We start from the raw sequence: 19,847 nt of genomic DNA on the forward strand, positions 1-19,847 counted from the left end.
TCACTTACAGTTATTTGTCAGGCGGCCGGGCGGGCGGCATTACAGGCAATCTCGAACAGGCGCCCGGCTTCGGCCGCTGTGGGCCTGACGTCGAACTGACCTTGCAGGCAGCTATCGAACGCCGAGCGCGAATCCAGTAACACCGTCTGCTGCGTTTCATTCACGTAACGCAGATTCAACAGGCGTCTTCGCCCACCGCGGGTGTAACGGGTCAATACCAGGTTGCGACAGAAAATGGAGTCGGGCGAGGTAGCGGAATAGTGGTTGGCCGAGTCGATGTGCGCCTGCCGCGAAGGCTCATCGCCCAGCCGGTACAACTCGTCCCACTGGCCCTGCTCACTGATCCACAACCCTCTGCCGCTCTGCGATGGACGCACCTGAAACGCCAGGGTGTTCTGCGGCCGAGCGCTCTCGGTGTCCAGTTCAATGGGCCAGAGCAGGCCGTTGCCAAAGCCGGTATCGCACAGCAGTGCCCGGCCTGCGACCTGCGTCAGAAGGTAAAGATGCGAAGGCGGCAGAACCCGGTCACCGGTGCGGTAGACCACCCGCGCCAGATATGGCGTCGCCTCGACGCCCTGACGTTCCAGATGAGCCTTGAATGCCGAGTTCAGCTCATGGCAATAGCCGCCCCGATAACGCGCAAGCGAGCGCAGCAGTGTGTCAGGCGAGAGATTCGGCGGCCCGTTCAGCAGGGCGTTCAGGTTGTTGAAAACGTAGCGTTGCGTCCAGGTGCGATGAAGACCGAACACATGATGTACCTGTGGCGAGTGAGCCTGTGCGGCCATGAACACGTCCTTTGCCAGCGTCTGGCGTTCTTGTTGCGCCGTCTCTGTCACGCAGCCTGATGCCCTCATCAAACCAGGCAGATTAAGCCGCTTCGCCACCCCCTCCACAAACGAAAATCTACAGCTCAGCTATCGAGAAATCAGGTTTCACAGGCGCTCCACTGTGACGTGCATCATTCTGTTACCCGCCGCCCCAAAACAGCGCAGGAAACGTTTCAGGTAACAGATTCGGAACAGGCCAGGAAAATATCCTTTCATTCCAACTCCCCGCAAAACCCTTTGAAATCGGGCATCCGCGCGTTGGGGAAGACCCTCGATTCAAGTTGGCCTTCGGATTGCATATGCTTGTATATACGAGTAGAGACAAGCTGGCAGGCTGGTTCTGCCAGACGGATGTGAGCGCCCTTTGCGGGCTGGTTTGGAATGATCGCCGAGGATTTTTTTGTGACCGAGAAACGTGTGACCGAGAAGCAAGACCTGAAGCAGGACTGGACCCGCCACCGCGAAGGCGAGGTACGTGCTGCACGCGGTACGAAACTGACGGCCAAAAGCTGGCTGACCGAAGCACCGTTGCGCATGCTGATGAACAACCTGGACCCGGAAGTCGCCGAGAACCCCAACGAACTGGTGGTGTACGGCGGCATCGGGCGGGCGGCACGCAACTGGGAGTGCTACGACCAGATCGTCGAAAGCCTCACCCACCTGAATGACGATGAGACGCTGCTGGTGCAATCCGGCAAGCCGGTCGGCGTGTTCAAGACCCACAGCAATGCCCCGCGCGTGCTGATCGCCAACTCCAACCTGGTGCCGCACTGGGCGAGCTGGGAACACTTCAACGAACTGGATGCCAAGGGCCTGGCGATGTATGGCCAGATGACCGCCGGCAGCTGGATCTACATCGGCAGCCAGGGCATCGTGCAAGGCACCTACGAAACCTTCGTCGAAGCCGGTCGCCAGCATTACGACGGCAACCTCAAGGGCCGCTGGGTATTGACCGCAGGCCTGGGCGGCATGGGCGGCGCGCAACCTCTGGCCGCGACACTGGCCGGAGCCTGCTCGCTGAACATCGAATGCCAGCAGAGCCGTATCGATTTCCGTATCAAGACCCGCTACGTCGACGAACAGGCCGACGACCTGGATGACGCGCTGGCCCGCATCGCCAAATACACCGCCGAAGGCAAGGCCATCTCCATCGCCCTGTGCGGAAACGCGGCCGAAATCCTGCCGGAAATGGTCCGTCGTGGCGTGCGCCCGGACATGGTCACCGACCAGACCAGCGCCCATGACCCGCTCAACGGCTACCTGCCAAAAGGCTGGAGCTGGGACGAGTACCGCGCCCGCTCGGTAAGCGAGCCGGCCAATGTGGTCAAGGCCGCCAAGCAGTCAATGGCAGAACACGTCGAAGCCATGCTGGCCTTCCAGAAAGCCGGTATTCCAACCTTCGACTACGGCAACAACATCCGCCAGATGGCCAAGGAAGTCGGCGTCAAGGACGCCTTCGATTTCCCAGGCTTTGTTCCGGCCTACATCCGTCCGCTGTTCTGCCGAGGCATCGGCCCGTTCCGCTGGGCCGCGCTGTCGGGTGACCCGCAGGACATCTACAAGACCGACGCCAAGGTCAAGGAACTGATCCCGGACGACGAACACCTGCACAACTGGCTGGACATGGCCCGCGAGCGCATCAGCTTTCAGGGTCTGCCCGCCCGTATCTGCTGGGTCGGTCTGGGCCAGCGCGCCAAGCTCGGTCTGGCGTTCAACGAGATGGTGCGCAGCGGCGAGCTGTCGGCACCGGTGGTGATTGGCCGCGACCACCTGGACTCCGGTTCGGTCGCCAGCCCCAACCGCGAAACCGAAGCCATGCGCGACGGCTCCGACGCAGTCTCCGACTGGCCGTTGCTCAACGCCCTGCTCAACACCGCCAGCGGCGCAACCTGGGTGTCTCTGCACCACGGCGGCGGCGTCGGCATGGGCTTCTCGCAGCACTCGGGCATGGTGATCGTCTGCGACGGCACCGACGAAGCCGCTGCACGGATCGCCCGCGTGCTGCACAACGACCCGGCCACTGGCGTCATGCGCCATGCCGACGCGGGATATGACATTGCTATCGAATGTGCCAAAGAGCAGGGCTTGAACCTGCCGATGATCGGACGTTAAGGGATCTGTCGGTCATCACCGACAGCCCTCGGGAACGGGCGTGAAAACGCCCGAAGGCCGGATGCCTGTTTTGAAGCTGCCACCATCCCTTTCAGGCGTAGGAGCATCGACAATGAATATGAAAAAGGCCCTGTTGACCACTCTGGTATCCGCTGGCTTGCTTGCCAGCGCTGGAGCGAGTCAGGCCGCCAACTGGTGTGAATCGGGCAAACCGGTGAAATTTGCGGGCCTGAACTGGGAAAGCGCCATGCTGCTGACCGACATCCTGCAGATTGTGATGGACAAGGGTTACGGCTGCACCGTGGACGCCCTACCCGGCAACTCCATTGCCATGGAAAACGCCCTGAGCACCAACGACATTCAGATTTTCGCTGAAGAATGGGTGGGTCGCAGCGAGGTGTGGAACAAGGCGGCGGCGGCCGGAAAAGTGGTCGGTGTCGGCGCGCCTATCGTCGGTGCGGTCGAAGGCTGGTACGTGCCGCGCTACGTGATCGAAGGCGATGCCAAGCGCAAGCTGGAAGCCAAGGCGCCGAATCTCAAGTCCATCAGTGACCTGGCGCAATACTCGGCGGTGTTCAAGGATCAGGAAGAACCCGGCAAGGGCCGTTTCTACAACTGCCCGGCCGGCTGGACCTGCGAGCTGGAAAACAGCGAGATGCTCAAGAGCTACGGTCTGGAGAACAAGTACACCAACTTCCGGCCGGGCACCGGCCCTGCGCTGGACGCGGCTATCCTGTCCAGCTACAAGCGTGGCGAGCCGATCCTGACGTATTACTGGTCGCCGACGCCGCTGATGGGCCAGGTGGATCTGGTGCGTCTGGAAGAGAAAGCCGGGGTAAACAAGACGATCGATATCAAGGTCGGCGTGTCCAAAGTGTTCCATGATCAGGCGCCTGAGCTGGTTGCGATGCTGGAGAAGGTCAATCTGCCGATCGACCTGCTCAACCAGAACCTGGGACGCATGGCCAAGGACCGCATCGAATCGCCGAAGCTTGCCCGGATCTTCCTGAAAGAACACCCGGAAGTCTGGCACCAGTGGGTCAGTGAAGACGCCGCGAAAAAGGTGGACGCCTCGCTGTAAACGACTGGGCAGCCGGGCTGACAGTGCCGGTCCGGTTGCCCGTTCGTGGGTCCGATACACCTTACTTGAGAGCCGCTTATGTTCCCTGAAAGCTTCACTTTCTCGATCGCCAATTGGGTCAATGACGGCGTCGACTCGCTGGTGACCCAATACGGCGATGTGTTCCGGCACATCTCCGACACCCTGCTGTGGGCCATCGTCAATCTGGAAGGCCTGCTGCGCATGGCGCCCTGGTGGCTGATGCTGCTGATCGTCGGCGGCATCGCCTGGCACGCCACGCGCAAGGTCGTCACCACAGTCGTGATCGTCGGCCTGCTGTTTCTGGTTGGCGCGGTCGGCTTGTGGGACAAACTGATGCAGACCCTGGCGCTGATGCTGGTCGCCACGATCATCGCCGTGCTGATCGGCATCCCGCTGGGGATTCTCTCGGCGCGCAGCAATCGTCTGCGCTCGGTGCTGATGCCACTGCTGGACATCATGCAGACCATGCCCAGCTTCGTTTACCTGATTCCGGTGCTGATGCTGTTCGGTCTGGGCAAGGTCCCGGCGATCTTCGCCACCGTGATCTACGCCGCTCCACCGCTGATCCGCCTGACCGATCTGGGCATTCGTCAGGTCGATGGCGAAGTCATGGAAGCCATCAACGCGTTCGGTGCCAACCGCTGGCAGCAACTGTTCGGCGTGCAACTGCCGCTGGCAATGCCCAGCATCATGGCCGGGATCAACCAGACCACCATGATGGCGCTGTCGATGGTGGTGATTGCCTCGATGATCGGCGCTCGTGGTCTGGGCGAAGACGTACTCGTCGGCATTCAGACGCTGAACGTTGGACGTGGACTGGAAGCGGGACTGGCCATCGTCATTCTGGCGGTCGTGATCGACCGCATCACGCAGGCCTACGGCCGCCCACGGCATGAGGCGCAGAAATGATGAGTGCGGAACAGAACAAGATCGTCGTACGCAATGTGTTCAAGATTTTCGGCAGCCGCGAAAAGGAAGCGCTGGCGATGGTCCAGCAGAATCAGAGCAAGGATCAGGTACTGGCCAAAACCGGCTGCGTCGTCGGCGTGAACGACCTGTCGCTGTCGATTGCCAGTGGCGAGATCTTCGTCATCATGGGCCTGTCCGGATCGGGCAAATCCACGCTGGTGCGCCACTTCAACCGGCTGATCGATCCTACCAGCGGTGAGATTCTGGTCGATGGCGAGGACATCCTGCGCTACGACATGGAAGCGTTGCGCCAGTTTCGCCGACACAAGATCAGCATGGTGTTCCAGAGCTTCGGCCTGTTGCCGCACAAGGCCGTGCTGGCCAACGTGGCCTACGGCCTGAAAGTACGCGGCGAGACCAAGGCGCTGTGTGATGAGCGCGCCCGGCACTGGATCACCACGGTCGGCCTGAGCGGCTACGAAAACAAGTACCCACATCAGCTGTCCGGCGGCATGCGCCAGCGGGTCGGTCTGGCCCGCGCGTTGGCGGCCGACACCGACATCATCCTGATGGACGAAGCGTTCAGCGCCCTCGACCCGCTGATCCGCGCCGAAATGCAGGACCAGTTGCTGGAACTGCAGGCCAAGCTGCACAAGACCATTGTGTTCATTACCCACGATCTGGACGAAGCGGTGCGCATCGGTAACCGGATTGCGATTCTCAAGGACGGGCGGCTGATTCAGGTCGGCACGCCGAAAGAAATCCTTCACTCGCCCGCTGACGATTACGTGGACCGTTTCGTTCAGCGCCGCGTGGCCACTCTTTAAGGACCGTTGCAGATGTCGCGAGCAGAACAGATCGTCATCGGCGACGCCCCGGCGCGCTGGCAGGATGTGGTGGCCGTCGCCCGGCATGGCGCGCAACTGGTGCTGTCCGACGCCGCGTGGGCGAGGATCGACAACGCCCAGGCCATCGTCCGGCAGATCGTCGCCAGCGGCGAGCGCGCCTATGGCGTGAACACCGGCCTGGGCGCGCTGTGCAATGTCTCGCTGGAAGTCGAACAGCTCAGTCGTCTGTCGCGCAACACCCTGCTCAGCCATGCCTGTGGCGTCGGCGCACCGCTGGCCGACGAGCAGACCCGCGCGATCATCTGCGCCGCCCTGCTCAATTACAGCCAGGGCAAATCCGGCATTCATCGGCAAGTGGTCGAAGCGCTGCTGGCCCTGCTCAATCGCGGCATCACGCCACAGGTCCCGGCGCAGGGCTCGGTCGGTTACTTGACCCACATGGCGCACGTCGGCGTCGCATTGCTGGGCGTCGGTCAGGTCAGCTATCGCGGGCAGATCGTCTCGGCACAGCAGGCGCTGGATGAGGAAGGTCTCAAACCCGTGACGCTGGGCGCGAAGGACGGCTTGTGCCTGGTCAACGGCACGCCCTGCATGACCGGCCTGAGCTGTCTGGCTATCGCCGACGCCGAACGCCTGACCCAGTGGGCCGACGTGATCGGTGCCATGACCTTCGAAGCGCTGCGCGGTCAGTTGGACGCCTTCGATGAAACCATCCTCGCCCTCAAGCCACATCCCGGCATGCAGATAGTCGGCAGCAACCTGCGCAGCCTGTTGGCAGGCAGCGAAGTGCTCGCCAGCAGTCAGGGTATTCGCACTCAGGATGCGCTGAGCATCCGTTCGATTCCGCAAGTGCATGGCGCCACCCGCGATCAACTGGCACATGCCATTCGCCAGATCGAGACCGAACTCAATTCGGTCACCGACAACCCGCTGCTGCTCGGCACGCCCGACGCCTATCGCGTGGTGTCCCAGGCCAATCCGCACGGTCAGTCCGTGGCGATGGCGGCGGACCTTTTGTGCATGGCTGTCGCCGAACTGGGCTCGATTGCCGAGCGTCGTCTGGACCGCCTGATCAACCCGATGGTCAGCGGCCTGCCCGCGTTTCTGGTCAGCCAGCCGGGCGTCAACTCGGGAATGATGATCGTCCAGTACGTCGCCGCCTCGCTGTGCGCGGAAAACCGTCAGATGGCGCAACCGGCGGTTGTGGATAACTACGTCACGTCCGGCCTGCAGGAAGATCACCTGAGCCTGGGCACCAGCGCCGCACTGAAGCTGCACAAGGTGCTGGGCAATGCGACGCAGATTCTGGCCATCGAATACCTGCTCGCGGCGCAGGCCTTCGAATTCCTCAAGGCCCAGCGCTTCGGCGTCGGGACGAACATCGCCTGGCAACTGTTACGCGAGCGGGTTCCCGCCTATGACGAAGACCGCTGGCTGGCGCCGGACATCGCCAGCAGCGCAGCACTGATCAACGAACAACAGACGCTGGAAAGGATTTTCCAGCGCTGCCGCGAACACGCGGCAACCCAATAAAAAGCGGTCAAGGCCCGGCGTTATCCACGCAGGGCCGACGGCGGCGCGTTCAAGAAACGCGCACGCCCGACATCAATCAAGGAGTAGCTGCATCGTGACCACCCCATCTGCCCACGCTTTCAACCTGATTCCCGGCCAACTGACCCTGGCACAATTGCGCGCCATTTATCAGCAGCCTGTGACCCTGACGCTCGATGCCAGCGCAGACCAGCAGATCGACGACAGCGTGGCGTGCGTCGAGCGCATCCTCGCCGAGAACCGCACCGCTTACGGCATCAACACCGGTTTCGGCTTGCTGGCCTCGACGCGCATCGCCAGCGAAGACCTGGAGAATCTGCAGCGCTCGCTGGTGCTGTCCCATGCCGCCGGTGTCGGCCAGCCGATCAGTGATGAACTGGTGCGGGTGATCATGGTGCTCAAGGTCAACAGCCTGAGCCGGGGCTTTTCGGGGATTCGTCGGGTGGTCATCGACGCGCTGATTGCGCTGATCAATGCCGAGGTCTATCCGCACATTCCGCTCAAGGGTTCGGTGGGTGCCTCCGGCGACCTCGCGCCGCTGGCGCACATGTCGCTGGTGCTGCTGGGTGAAGGCAAGGCGCGCTACAAGGGCGAATGGCTCAATGCAGCCGATGCCCTGAAAGTCGCAGGCCTGACGCCGCTGACCCTGGCCGCCAAGGAAGGTCTGGCGCTGCTCAACGGCACGCAGGTTTCGACCGCCTACGCGTTGCGCGGCCTGTTCGAAGGCGAAGACCTGTTCGCCGCCGCCCTGACTTGCGGCTCGCTCACGGTTGAGGCGGTGCTGGGTTCGCGCTCGCCATTCGACGCACGCATTCATGCCGCACGTGGCCAGCGCGGACAGATCGATTCTGCCGCCTGCTACCGCGACCTGCTGGGTGAAAGCAGCGAAGTGTCCGAGTCGCACCGCAACTGCGACAAGGTTCAGGACCCCTACTCGCTGCGCTGCCAGCCCCAGGTCATGGGCGCCTGCCTGACTCAGCTGCGTCAGGCTGCCGAAGTGCTGGAAATCGAAGCCAACGCCGTGTCCGACAACCCGCTGGTGTTCGCTGCCGAGAATGATGTGATCTCCGGCGGCAACTTCCACGCCGAGCCGGTCGCCATGGCGGCAGACAACCTGGCGCTGGCCATCGCCGAAATCGGCTCGCTCAGCGAGCGCCGCATTTCGTTGATGATGGACAAGCACATGTCGCAACTGCCGCCGTTCCTGGTGGCCAACGGCGGGGTCAATTCCGGCTTCATGATCGCCCAAGTCACTGCCGCCGCGCTGGCCAGCGAAAACAAGGCGCTGGCCCACCCGCACAGCGTGGACAGCCTGCCGACGTCGGCCAACCAGGAAGACCATGTGTCGATGGCGCCAGCCGCCGGCAAGCGGTTATGGGAAATGGCAGAAAACGTTCGCGGGATTCTTGCCGTAGAATGGCTGGCTGCGTGTCAGGGTCTGGACCTGCGCAATGGACTGAAAACCTCTCCGAAACTGGAGCAGGCCCGTGCCCTGCTGCGCAGCAAGGTCCCGTCCTACGACAAAGACCGCTTTTTCGCACCGGACATCGAAGCTGCCAGCCAGCTGTTGTCCTCCACTTGCCTGAACCCTTTGGTTCCTGCACGTCTGCTACCGAGTCTGTGATGCACCGCGAGCCTGGCAGGGCTCGCCATGGTCAATCGCTGCGGGAAGCCGAATGCAGGCGTTCTCGCAGCTATAGCCATACCAGTAATGAAATGGACCTGAAATGACGTCACGAGATGGTTTGAAACGCGGGTTATCAGCCCGCCACATTCGCTTCATGGCCCTGGGCTCTGCCATCGGCACAGGGTTGTTCTACGGCTCGGCCTCGGCAATTCAACAGGCAGGCCCCGCCGTATTGCTGGCCTATCTGATCGGCGGCGCGGCGGTATTCATGGTCATGCGTGCGCTGGGCGAAATGGCCGTGCACCATCCGGTGGCCGGTTCGTTCAGCCACTACGCCACACGCTATCTGGGCCCGCTGGCAGGCTTCGTACTGGGCTGGACCTACGCGTTCGAGATGATCATCGTCTGCCTCGCCGACGTCACCGCATTCGGGATCTACATGGGCTTCTGGTTCCCGGAAGTGCCGCGCTGGATCTGGGTGCTGGGCATCGTGTTCCTGATTGCTGCGCTGAACCTGTGCAACGTGAAAGTCTTTGGCGAAACCGAATTCTGGCTGTCGCTGCTCAAGGTCGGCGCGATCATCGCAATGATTCTGGCGGGCTTCGGCATCATGCTGTTCGGCATCGGCAGCTCGACCACAGGCACGGAGATCGGCATCGCCAACCTGTGGGCGCATGGCGGTTTCATGCCCAACGGCGTCGCGGGTCTGATCGCCTCGTTTGCCGTGGTGATGTTTGCCTTCGGCGGCATCGAGGTCATCGGGATTACCGCCGGTGAAGCCAAGGATCCGCAACGCTCGCTGCCGAGTGCGATCAATGCCGTGCCGCTGCGCATCCTGCTGTTCTACGTACTGACGCTGTTCGTGCTGATGTCCATTTATCCATGGCCACAGATCGGCACGCAGGGCAGCCCGTTCGTGCAGATTTTCGACAATCTGGGCATCGCGTCGGCCGCCACCATTCTCAACATCGTGGTGATTTCCGCTGCCGTGTCAGCCATCAACAGCGACATCTTCGGCGCAGGCCGCATGATGTACGGGCTGGCGCGCGACGGTCAGGCACCGGCCAGTTTTGCCCACCTGTCACGGCAAGGCGTGCCGTGGATGACTGTCGTGGTCATGGGCGTGACACTGCTGGGCGGTGTGGTGCTCAACTACCTGATCCCCAAAGACGTGTTCCTGCTGATCGCCTCGCTGGCCACCTTCGCCACCGTCTGGGTCTGGCTGATGATCCTGTTGACCCAGGTCGCGATGCGCCGCGCCATGAGCGCCGAAGAAGTCGCCGAGCTGAAATTCCCGGTGCCGTTCTGGCCGTATGCGCCAGCCGCCGCCATCGTCTTCATGCTGTTTATCTTCGGCGTGCTGGGGTACTTCCCGGACAACCGCGCCGCGCTGATCGTCGGCGCGGTCTGGATCGTGCTGCTGGTCATCGCCTACCGTCTATGGGTGAAACCCAAATCGCTGAAATCTGTCCCCTAGCCTGAGGAGGCCCCGGATGAAAACGCTCTGGAAGAACTGTCACATCGCAACCATGGCACACGGCACGTACTCGATCATCGAGGATGCCGCCATCGTGACTTCCGGAGCGTACATCGAATGGATCGGGCCTCTGGATCAACTGGCGGAACAGGACGCTGAGAGTTGCGTCGATCTGGGCGGAGCGTGGGTCACGCCCGGTCTGATCGACTGTCACACACACACCGTGTTCGGCGGCAACCGCAGCGGCGAATTCGAGCAGCGGCTGCAAGGCGTGAGCTACGCCGACATCGCAGCCGCAGGCGGTGGCATCGCCAGCACCGTACGGGCTACCCGTGCCGCGACCGAAGACGAGCTGTACATCAGCGCAGAACGTCGCTTGCGGCATCTGCTCAAGGATGGCGTGACCACTGTCGAGATGAAGTCCGGCTACGGGCTGGATCTGGAAAACGAACGCAAATTGCTGCGCGTGATTCGTCGCCTCGGCAACACCCAGCCGGTCACAGTGCGCAGCACCTGCCTGGCCGCCCACGCGCTGCCGCCTGAATACGCCAACCGCGCCGACGACTACATCCACCACATCTGCAACGAAATGCTCCCGGCGCTGGCCGCCGAAGGGCTGGTGGATGCCGTGGACGCGTTCTGTGAGTACCTGGCGTTTTCCCCGGCGCAGGTCGAGCAGGTGTTCATCACCGCAGGCCAGCTCGGCCTGCCGGTGAAGCTGCACGCCGAACAGCTCTCGTCGCTGGGCGGTTCAAGTCTGGCGGCGCGCTACAAGGCCCTGTCGGCGGACCATCTGGAGTTCATGACCGAAGACGACGTCATCGCCATGGCCGCGTCGGGGACGGTCGCCGTGCTGCTGCCGGGCGCTTACTACTTCCTGCGCGAGACGCAACTGCCGCCCATGGATGCGCTGCGCAAACATGGCGTGCCCATTGCGATTTCCACCGACATGAACCCTGGCACCTCGCCCGGCCTGTCGCTGCGCCTGATGCTCAACATGGCCTGCACGCTGTTCCGCATGACACCTGAAGAAGCACTGGCAGGCGTCACACTCAACGCCGCCAAGGCGCTGGGCATGGGCGATACACACGGCTCGCTGGAGGTCGGCAAGACGGCAGATTTCGTCGCCTGGGACATCGAGCGACCGGCTGATCTGGCGTACTGGCTGGGCGGCGATCTGGACAAACGCGTCGTGCGTCATGGCGTCGAATCACTGGTTTAAAGGAGAAGATTGTGGACAACGTTCTGACATTCACTCGCGGCCGACTTCCGCTGCTGATCAGCATGCCACACGCGGGCCTCAAGCTCACGCCTGCGGTGGAAGCCGGGCTGGTGGACGAAGCGCTGAGCCTGCCCGACACCGACTGGCACATTCCGCGTCTGTACGACTTCGCTGCCGAACTGGGCGCCAGCACCCTGGCGGCCGAGTATTCGCGATTCGTCATCGACCTGAATCGTCCGTCTGACGACAAACCAATGTATGCCGGTGCGACCACGGGGCTGTTTCCATCGATCCTGTTCGACGGCGTGCCGCTGTTCAAGGAAGGCCGGGCACCAGGGGCTGAAGAACGCGCACAGTATCTGGAGCAGATCTGGACGCCGTATCACCAGACGCTGGAGCAGGAGCTCAAACGGTTGCGCGACGAGTTCGGCTACGCGCTGCTGTTCGATGCACACTCGATTCGTGGCCACGTCCCGCACCTGTTCGATGGCCGTCTGCCGGACTTCAACCTCGGCACCTTCAACGGCACCAGCTGCGACGCGGAACTGGCCAGCAGGCTGGAACAGGTCTGTGCATCTGCCAAGGATTACAGCCACGTGCTGAACGGCCGCTTCAAGGGCGGCCACATCACCCGCCATTACGGCGACCCGGCGAACAACATCCACGCCGTGCAGCTGGAACTGGCGCAAAGCACCTACATGGAAGAATTCGCCCCCTTCCACTACCGCCCGGACCTGGCCGAACCGACCCGCAACGTCCTCAGGCCACTGCTCGAAACACTCATCGCCTGGGGACAGGAGCGGTTTGGTCGGTAGAGCACTCGCTCCGCGGTGTGACGCAGAGCATGGGCACGATCACTGTCGCAACGATCGTTCCTACGCTCCGCGTGGGAATGCCTCCCAGGACGCTCCGCGTCCGCTCTCGAACGTCGCGCAGAGCATGGGCACGATTACTCTCGCGTAATGATCGTTCCTACGCTCCGCGTGGGAATGCCTCCCAGGACGCTCCGCGTCCGCTCTCGAACGTGACGCAGAGCATGGGCACGATCAATATCGCGTAATGATCGTTCCTACGCTCCGCGTGGGAATGCCTCTCAGGACGCTCCGCGTCCGCTCTCGAATGTGACGCCGGGCATGGGCATGATCAGGTTCAAAGACTGCTCACTTCTTGAGCAACCGCAACCCGTTGAACACCACCAGCAAACTCACGCCCATGTCAGCAAACACCGCCATCCACATGGTCGCCAGTCCGGCGAAGGTGATGCCGATGAACAGCACCTTGGTGACAATCGCCAGCACAATGTTCTGTTTGAGCACTGCCGAGGTCCTGCGCGACAGGCGGATGAACGCCGGAATCTTGCGCAGATCGTCGTCCATCAGCGCAACATCCGCCGTCTCGATCGCCGTATCAGTCCCCGCCGCCGCCATCGCAAAACCGATCTCGGAACGTGCCAGCGCAGGCGCATCGTTGATGCCGTCGCCGACCATCCCGACGCGATGGTTCTGCGCATACAGCCCTTCAATCGCAGCCAGTTTGTCCGCAGGAAGCAGGTTGCCCTGCGCCTGATCGATACCCACCTGATCGGCAATCGCCTTGGCGGTATGCGGGTTGTCGCCGGTCAGCATCAGCGTCTTGATACCCAGCTCATGCAACTCGGCGATGGCCTGACGACTGGTTTCCTTGACCGTGTCGGCAACCGCAAACAGCGCCAGCGGACCGGTTGAGTCGAGCAGCAGCACCACGCTCTTGCCCTGTATTTCCAGTGCGTCCAGACGTGCTTCCAGCTCAGGCGAGCACAGCCCCAGTTCTTCCACCAGACGATGATTGCCCAAGTGGTACAGGCGACCATTGATCTCGCCCTTCACGCCGCGCCCGCCCAGCGCTTCGAAATTCACCACCTCATGCACAGCAGCGCCCGCTTCGGCCGCCTTGGCAATGGCCTGGGAAACCGGGTGATCCGAGCGGCCCGCAAGGCTGGCGGCGATGGCAGGCGCGGTGTCGGCTGCATCAGCCTGCAACGCCACGTAGTCGGTCTGCACCGGCTTGCCATGCGTCAGGGTGCCGGTCTTGTCGAGGGCCAGGTAATCCAGCTTCTCGCCCATTTCCAGGTACACGCCGCCCTTGATCAAAATCCCCTTGCGCGCCGCAGCCGCCAAGCCACTGACGATAGTCACAGGCGTAGAGATCACCAGCGCACACGGGCACGCTACAACCAGCAGCACCAGCGCGCGGTAGATCCAGTCGAACCACGCGCCGCCGAAAAACAGTGGAGCCACCAGCGCAACCGCCAATGCCACGACAAACACCACCGGCGTGTAGATGCGCGAGAAGCTGTCAACGAAGCGCTGGGTCGGTGCACGCGAACCCTGAGCGGCTTCTACTGCGTGGATGATCCGCGCCAGCGTCGAGTTGTTCGCCGCAGCCGTAACGCGGTACTCCAGCGAGCCCGCCTGATTGATGGTGCCCGCAAACACCTTGTCGCCGACCGCCTTCTCGACCGGCAGGCTTTCGCCGGTAATCGAGGCCTGATCAATGGTCGATTGCCCGGACACGACTTCACCGTCCAGCGCGATACGCTCGCCCGGCTTTACACGCACGATAGCTTCCAGTTCGACCGTTTTGGCATCCATTTCAAGCCAGCTTCCGTCCGCCTGACGAACCGTTGCCAGCTCCGGCGTCAACTGCATCAGGCCGCTGATCGCATTGCGTGCACGGTCCAGCGACTTGGCTTCAATGAGCTCGGCCACGGTAAACAGGAACATCACCATCGCAGCTTCAGGCCATTGGCCGATCAGCACAGCGCCGGTCACGGCGATGCTCATCAACGCATTGATGTTCAGGTTGAAGTTCTTGAGCGCAATCCAGCCTTTCTTGTAGGTGGTGAGGCCACAACTGAAGATCGACACCAGCGCCAGCAGCGCGACGACCCAAGTCGGGCCCAGCGAAGCAAAGTGCACCACTTCCGCAGCCAACGCAGCGACGCCGGACAGCGCCAGCGGCCACCAGTGTTTTTTCGGCGCAGGTGCAGCGGCGACGTTTGAATCGGCGCCCTCTTCGATCAGATCGGCTTGCATGCCCAGCGAACCGATGGCGTCGCGGATCGGATCGGTCGACGGCAGGTCATGCCAGACGCCGAGGATGCGATTGATCAGGTTGAATTCCAGTTTCTGCACGCCTGCCAGCTTGCCCAGCTTGTTCTGGATCAGAGTCTGCTCGGTCGGGCAGTCCATCGCCTCGATACGGAAACTGCTCAAACGCGCATCGGCTGACGAGGCGTTATCGAGCGTCACAACGGCAGGCGCTGCCTTGCTGGAACAGCACGAATGCGCGTGCTCTGCGTGCACTTCTTCGTGCTCGTCATGACCGTGTGTCGGGGTAACTTTGCTGATCGGGCCCATTTGGCGCGCTCCTGGATTCTGCTTGTTGCCAAGTGAACACCCTGTAGCCACTATAGGGTCAAGCGCTAAAAACGAGAGGCAGCCCATGAAGATCGGTGAACTGGCAAAGTTGACGGATACGCAGGTCGAAACGGTCCGTTATTACGAACGCGAAGGCCTGCTGCCCGCGCCCGCACGCAGCGATGGCAACTACCGGCTGTACACCCAGGCCCATGTGGAGCGGCTGTCGTTCATCCGCAACTGCCGCAGCCTGGACATGACGCTGGAAGAGATTCGCAGTCTGCTGAGTCTGCGCGACAGTCCGCAGGATCAATGCGAAAGCGTCAATGCGCTGATCGACGAGCACATCGAACACGTCAACGCCCGCGTCGCCAGCCTTCAGGCACTGCAGCAACAACTGCTCGACCTGCGCCAACGTTGCGGCAGCGGCGAGACTGATCACTGCGCGATTCTGGAAAGACTGGAAGTGACCGGCGCCGTCGCCTCACCCGAAGGCGAGCCCTCGCATGTGGGGCGCAGTCACAGTCATTGAGGCTGCATGCGTGATCTGATCGTGCCGATGCTGCGCGCTCATCGTTATACACAAGTCCTCTTGGAGGAATACGATGATGATCGTTCCTACGCTCTGCGTGGGAATGCCTCCCAGGACGCTCCGCGTCCGCTCTCGAATGTGGCGCAGATGTGTGCCCAAGCTCCAGCGTTTTACACGTCATGCGCTCGGCTGACTAAATCCTCAGTCTGTGCCATTTGTGACGCGGAGCGTCACGGGATGCATGCCCACGCGGAGCGATGGGCACGATCATCAATCATTGAGGCTGCGTGCGTGATCTGATCGTGCCGATGCTCCGCTTCGGCATGCAGCCCGATTTTGGTCGTCACACAGCCTCAAAGCCATCCACATACAGCGCCTGATAACGCACCATGGTGTCGCTGAGCCGCTGCCTGAGGTAACCGTTCGCGTGACCCAGCGCCTTCAGGATCTGCTCGGACTCGACCAGATAGGACGCCCGCTTGGCGTATGTCCATTTGGCAGGCGCTGACTGCAGATTGGTGATGCGGTCGCACAGCTTGACCGCCGCCGCTTCACGGGAGTGTTCGGCGATACCCTGAAAGTAACGCTCCTCGGAAAACGGCACGATCAGGTTCTTGCTCAGGCACGCAACGGTCGATGCGACCTCTGCGCCAAACGCCTCCTGCAACTGCGTCGTCGTCACATCGGTGTCCTCCACCACGTCATGCAACAGCGCGGCAGGCAGGGCAATCTCGAATGCACCGACGGGCTCCTCGCGATGGGCGAAGATCAACTCATTGGCGACCATCGCCACGTGGGTGGTGTAAGGCAGATCCGAGCTGGTCATCGTCTGCCCAACATGAGCGTGGGAGGCGAACAGCCAGGCTTTGTTGTAGAGATGCTGCAGGTCGAGGGTAGGCATCAGATGGTTCCTTTGCTGACGGGTCTGGCTGACAACAGCTTGAATCTTCGCGGTGATAGGGACTGCGGGAGGCGGCTTGCCGGCGATGGCGTCAGGTCAGCCACTCATGGGTAGCGTGGGAAACCAAATTGCGGACTAGCCGCCTCTTATCAAACACTTTGTAATTTGCTGAAACCTGCTTCTGCCCGGAGGCCGTGGGAGCTCTCGGAGGTTACGACGGCAGCGATGGGCTGCGTAGCGGCCCCAGGTTGCGTGGTGGAACCTCGTGCAAAAACGCGTTCACTCGGCAAGACCTGCTGTCTGGAAACAGAGCACACGCCACGCGCACTAGCCCTTCGGCACATCCTCGATCGTCGGTTCGGACTCAGCCTCCGGCTCTTCAGCCGCTGGCGGTTCAGGTGTCAGGTCCAGAAGATCAGGCCCGTCGTACTCAATGCCCTCTTCCTCACCCTCCTCAGGCTCCACCACCAAAGGTGCCAGCAGACTCGGATCGGTCACGCCCGTCAGTTTCTTACGCAAACGCTGCAGATCCCCAACGCTCAGCTTCAACAGCTTGGCCGACTTGGTCTTGAGCAGCTGGGTGACGCTTTCTTCCTCGCCCAACTGCGCCATCTGCCCTGCGAGGTTCATTGCCAGCACCTCGCGCTTGTAGATGCCGGTGTTGTACTGATAGACCGCCGCGATCAGCTCGCGCAGTTCCAGCGGCAGACGCCAGCGGGTGCGCAGTGCAGAACCAAAAGATGCCGAATATTGCTCCAGCGCCTGATCGATGGCCTGTTCATTCAGCTCACCGCCCGCCAGCAGCCATTCCTGCAGACAGCCCAGCACCGCCAGATCGCCCAGCGATTGCAGCATCCCGGCGCAGAAACAGCGCTCGACATCCAGCTCCAGCATGCCGCCCAGAATCCGAGCGTAATCCGCTGTGCGTTGCGACAGGGTCCAGAACTGACTGGCCTTGGCCAACAGCGCATCGCTGGTCAGCACCGCCATACGTTTTTTGGCCAGACCCGATGCGATAGCCGCCGTTTGCGGCGCGCCGAGTACCGCCATCGCGCCGCCCAGGGTCTGCACAGGCTTTCCCAAATGCTGAGCCGCCGTGTTCGCGGCCGCAATGAGCACAGCCGTAATGTGCGGATCGTTGCGCAACTCCTGCTCCAGCAGCGTTGCATCAAGACCGCTCGCCCCCTGGCTCAGTTGAATCGCATTGGGCACGTCAACGAACAGCGGCGCACCATCAGCCACGTCGCGACGCTTTTCCAGAAACTTCATCAATGTCAGGCCTGGCGTCAGCGCAGGCATGTCGCCCGGTGCAGCCGCACGACGTCCCAGCAACAGTTCTTCCAGACGCTGCTTCAGGCCAACGGTATCGATGGGTTTGGTCAGATAAGCCGTTGGCGCGAGCGGCAGGACTTCACGCACGCTGGCCGCATCACTGCGGTTGCTGATCAGGATGAACGGGATCGGCGGCTGACGACGCAGGTTACGAATGCCGCGCAACAGGCTCAGTCCATCGATGGCGGGCAGTTCACGCGCAGCGATGACGAGATCCGGCAGGTGTTTCTTCATCCATTCGATGGCTTGCCTGCCGTCGGTGCACATCTCCAGTTCGATATCGCCACGCACACTCAGTACCAGCTCGCTGAGTGTTTCGCGAACCCACGGATCAGACTCAGCAATCAATACGCGAGGTACCGCGGGTAAAACTACAGCAGTCATCAGGACTCTCCGACATCGATGCGTTCACCTTAGCCAAAGCCTTCGCCCGGATATAGCCAAAACAGTGAAATACCTTCGTTCAGACCAAAAAAAACCCGTCGAAACGGGCTTTTTTTGTCTGTTTGGTCACAAATCAACCAATCCGTGACCGCACAGTGGATCAGGCAATTTCAGCGAAACACTCTTCGAGAATGGCCAGACCTTTGGTCAGCAGTTCGTCTTCGGCAGTCAGCGGGACCAGCACGCGCAGCACGTTGCCGTAGGTGCCGCACGACAGAAGGATCAGGCCCTTGTCACGCGCCTTGGCCACAACCTGAGCCACGGCCGCCGCGTTCGGCTTGTGCGAGTCGCCGTCTTCGAACAGCTCCAGCGCGATCATCGCGCCCAGCGCACGGACTTCGCCGATGACCGGGTGCTTGGCCTGGATGGCTTTCAGGCCAGTGACCAGACGCTCGCCGACCGACTTGCAACGCTCCAGCAGGTTCTCTTCTTCGAAGATATCCAGCACCGCCAGCGCCGCCGCACAGGCGACCGGACTACCGGCGTAAGTGCCGCCCAGACCGCCGGGCGCGATGGCATCCATGTACTCGGCCTTGCCGCACACGCCCGCCAGCGGGAAGCCGCCTGCAATGGACTTGGCGAAAGTGGTCAGATCAGCAGCAACGCCCATCTGTTCCATGGCGAAGAAAGTGCCGGTACGGCCAGCACCCGTCTGCACTTCGTCAGCGATCAGCAGAATGCCGTGCTTGTCGCACAGCTCGCGCAGACGCAGCATGAAAGCCTTCGGCGCCACATAGAAACCACCTTCGCCCTGCACAGGCTCGATGATGATGGCGGCAATGTCTTTCGGCTCAGCGTCGTTCTTGAAGATGCGCTCGATGCTGGCGATGGAATCGTCAACGCTCACGCCATGCAGCTCGCACGGGTACAACGCGCGGAAGATACCGCCGGGCATCAGGCCCATGCCGGCCGAGTACGGTACGACCTTGCCAGTCAGACCCAGGGTCATCATGGTGCGGCCGTGGTAAGCACCGGTGAACGCGATCACGCCAGCACGACCCGTGGCAGCGCGGGCAATCTTGACGGCGTTTTCGACCGCTTCGGAACCGGTGGTGACCAGCAGGGTTTTCTTCTCGAAATCACCCGGCACCTTGGCGTTGATCTTCTCGCACAGCTCGACATACGGCTCGTAAGCCAGCACCTGGAAGCAGGTGTGCGTCAGCTTGGTCAGCTGTTCCTGCACAGCCGCAACGATTTTCGGGTGCAGGTGACCGGTGTTCAGCACCGCAATGCCGCCCGCGAAGTCGATGAACTCACGACCTTCAACGTCGGTAACGGTGGCGTTCTTCGCCGAAGCAGCGAAGATCGGGTGAATCTGACCCACGCCGCGCGGGACGGCAGCATGGCGGCGTTGCATCAGGGAGTCGTTTGTCTTGCTCATGTATTCCTCATTCGCCGCTCATCGGTCGGCGTAGCTCAAGGATCAAGCGGGCTGGATCAGTTGCAACAGCATACGATGATCGACTGTCGCAGCCTTCAGGCCACCAATAAGTTTCGGGTGCAGCAAAAGCCGATGACACGTCGCTCTCGCGCGCCATCGGCTGCAATAACTCTGGTTGCGCAGT

At 61.8% G+C, this 19,847-nt stretch carries 15 protein-coding genes; 10 read left to right on the top strand and 5 right to left on the bottom strand.

From position 1 onward, the window contains the following. Positions 1-17 precede the first annotated feature (17 nt). A complete protein-coding gene (locus AC0IXS_RS12995) occupies positions 18-785 on the bottom strand; it encodes an arylamine N-acetyltransferase family protein (protein WP_449121728.1) in 768 nt (255 codons plus the stop codon). A gap of 423 nt (positions 786-1,208) precedes the next feature. Here AC0IXS_RS12995 and hutU point away from each other — a divergent pair, with 423 nt between their 5' ends. The 9 genes from hutU (at position 1,209) to hutG (ending at position 12,490) form a co-directional block, all read left to right on the top strand. After that, positions 1,209-2,939 (top strand): urocanate hydratase, encoded by a 1,731-nt coding sequence (hutU, locus tag AC0IXS_RS13000; protein ID WP_235806311.1) that lies wholly within the window; start codon positions 1,209-1,211, stop codon positions 2,937-2,939. A 112-nt stretch (positions 2,940-3,051) separates the two neighbouring features. Continuing rightward, positions 3,052-4,020: an ABC transporter substrate-binding protein gene (locus AC0IXS_RS13005; RefSeq protein ID WP_057410929.1), complete on the top strand. Its 969-nt coding sequence runs from the start codon at positions 3,052-3,054 to the stop codon at positions 4,018-4,020. Positions 4,021-4,098: 78 nt separating this feature from the next. Next, positions 4,099-4,950 (top strand): ABC transporter permease, encoded by an 852-nt coding sequence (locus AC0IXS_RS13010; protein ID WP_004880400.1) that lies wholly within the window; start codon positions 4,099-4,101, stop codon positions 4,948-4,950. Continuing rightward, positions 4,947-5,777 carry a quaternary amine ABC transporter ATP-binding protein gene (locus AC0IXS_RS13015; protein WP_471824805.1) on the top strand — a complete coding sequence of 277 codons (831 nt, stop codon included), beginning with the start codon at positions 4,947-4,949 and terminating at the stop codon, positions 5,775-5,777. Before AC0IXS_RS13010 ends, AC0IXS_RS13015 begins: the two co-directional genes overlap by 4 nt. Positions 5,778-5,789: 12 nt before the next feature. Continuing rightward, complete coding sequence (locus AC0IXS_RS13020; RefSeq protein WP_471824807.1) at positions 5,790-7,331, top strand: HAL/PAL/TAL family ammonia-lyase; 1,542 nt, start codon at positions 5,790-5,792, stop codon at positions 7,329-7,331. A gap of 94 nt (positions 7,332-7,425) precedes the next feature. Next, a complete protein-coding gene (gene hutH, locus AC0IXS_RS13025; protein WP_191958126.1) occupies positions 7,426-8,973 on the top strand; it encodes a histidine ammonia-lyase in 1,548 nt (515 codons plus the stop codon). A gap of 103 nt (positions 8,974-9,076) precedes the next feature. Beyond that, a complete protein-coding gene (locus AC0IXS_RS13030) occupies positions 9,077-10,453 on the top strand; it encodes an amino acid permease (RefSeq protein ID WP_025995364.1) in 1,377 nt (458 codons plus the stop codon). A 16-nt stretch (positions 10,454-10,469) separates the two neighbouring features. Further along, positions 10,470-11,675, top strand: a complete 1,206-nt coding sequence (gene hutI, locus AC0IXS_RS13035) for an imidazolonepropionase (protein ID WP_137202688.1) — start codon at positions 10,470-10,472, stop codon at positions 11,673-11,675. Between the two features lie 11 nt (positions 11,676-11,686). Beyond that, positions 11,687-12,490 carry an N-formylglutamate deformylase gene (hutG, locus tag AC0IXS_RS13040; protein ID WP_137202687.1) on the top strand — a complete coding sequence of 268 codons (804 nt, stop codon included), beginning with the start codon at positions 11,687-11,689 and terminating at the stop codon, positions 12,488-12,490. A gap of 345 nt (positions 12,491-12,835) precedes the next feature. On the opposite strand, the gene AC0IXS_RS13045 is transcribed toward hutG, so the two are convergent. Beyond that, complete coding sequence (locus tag AC0IXS_RS13045; RefSeq protein WP_137202686.1) at positions 12,836-15,073, bottom strand: heavy metal translocating P-type ATPase; 2,238 nt, start codon at positions 15,071-15,073, stop codon at positions 12,836-12,838. A gap of 85 nt (positions 15,074-15,158) precedes the next feature. Here AC0IXS_RS13045 and cadR point away from each other — a divergent pair, with 85 nt between their 5' ends. Further along, positions 15,159-15,605, top strand: a complete 447-nt coding sequence (gene cadR / locus AC0IXS_RS13050; RefSeq protein ID WP_137202685.1) for a Cd(II)/Pb(II)-responsive transcriptional regulator — start codon at positions 15,159-15,161, stop codon at positions 15,603-15,605. Positions 15,606-15,948: 343 nt separating this feature from the next. On the opposite strand, the gene AC0IXS_RS13055 is transcribed toward cadR, so the two are convergent. From AC0IXS_RS13055 to gabT, 3 genes are all read right to left on the bottom strand, one after another. Continuing rightward, a complete protein-coding gene (locus AC0IXS_RS13055; protein WP_122435975.1) occupies positions 15,949-16,506 on the bottom strand; it encodes an HD domain-containing protein in 558 nt (185 codons plus the stop codon). 327 nt (positions 16,507-16,833) lie between these two features. After that, positions 16,834-18,222 carry an HDOD domain-containing protein gene (locus tag AC0IXS_RS13060; RefSeq protein ID WP_471824812.1) on the bottom strand — a complete coding sequence of 463 codons (1,389 nt, stop codon included), beginning with the start codon at positions 18,220-18,222 and terminating at the stop codon, positions 16,834-16,836. Between the two features lie 160 nt (positions 18,223-18,382). Then, entirely contained in the window at positions 18,383-19,663 is a 1,281-nt protein-coding gene (gene gabT, locus AC0IXS_RS13065; protein WP_004880423.1) for a 4-aminobutyrate--2-oxoglutarate transaminase, read from the bottom strand. Between the last annotated feature and the right edge of the window lie 184 nt (positions 19,664-19,847).

It is taken from the genome of Pseudomonas sp. AC016, from assembly GCF_979253365.1.

Bases quoted from the DNA above. Each gene is read 5' to 3' on its own strand.
- AC0IXS_RS13060 (WP_471824812.1), bottom strand. From the start codon at position 18,222: ATGACTGCTGTAGTTTTACCCGCGGTACCTCGCGTATTGATTGCTGAG.
- hutI (WP_137202688.1), top strand. From the start codon at position 10,470: ATGAAAACGCTCTGGAAGAACTGTCACATCGCAACCATGGCACACGGC.
- AC0IXS_RS13030 (WP_025995364.1), top strand. From the start codon at position 9,077: ATGACGTCACGAGATGGTTTGAAACGCGGGTTATCAGCCCGCCACATT.
- hutU (WP_235806311.1), top strand. From the start codon at position 1,209: ATGATCGCCGAGGATTTTTTTGTGACCGAGAAACGTGTGACCGAGAAG.
- cadR (WP_137202685.1), top strand. From the start codon at position 15,159: ATGAAGATCGGTGAACTGGCAAAGTTGACGGATACGCAGGTCGAAACG.
- AC0IXS_RS13010 (WP_004880400.1), top strand. From the start codon at position 4,099: ATGTTCCCTGAAAGCTTCACTTTCTCGATCGCCAATTGGGTCAATGAC.
- AC0IXS_RS12995 (WP_449121728.1), bottom strand. From the start codon at position 785: ATGGCCGCACAGGCTCACTCGCCACAGGTACATCATGTGTTCGGTCTT.
- AC0IXS_RS13055 (WP_122435975.1), bottom strand. From the start codon at position 16,506: ATGCCTACCCTCGACCTGCAGCATCTCTACAACAAAGCCTGGCTGTTC.
- AC0IXS_RS13015 (WP_471824805.1), top strand. From the start codon at position 4,947: ATGATGAGTGCGGAACAGAACAAGATCGTCGTACGCAATGTGTTCAAG.
- AC0IXS_RS13020 (WP_471824807.1), top strand. From the start codon at position 5,790: ATGTCGCGAGCAGAACAGATCGTCATCGGCGACGCCCCGGCGCGCTGG.
- AC0IXS_RS13005 (WP_057410929.1), top strand. From the start codon at position 3,052: ATGAATATGAAAAAGGCCCTGTTGACCACTCTGGTATCCGCTGGCTTG.
- gabT (WP_004880423.1), bottom strand. From the start codon at position 19,663: ATGAGCAAGACAAACGACTCCCTGATGCAACGCCGCCATGCTGCCGTC.
- AC0IXS_RS13045 (WP_137202686.1), bottom strand. From the start codon at position 15,073: ATGGGCCCGATCAGCAAAGTTACCCCGACACACGGTCATGACGAGCAC.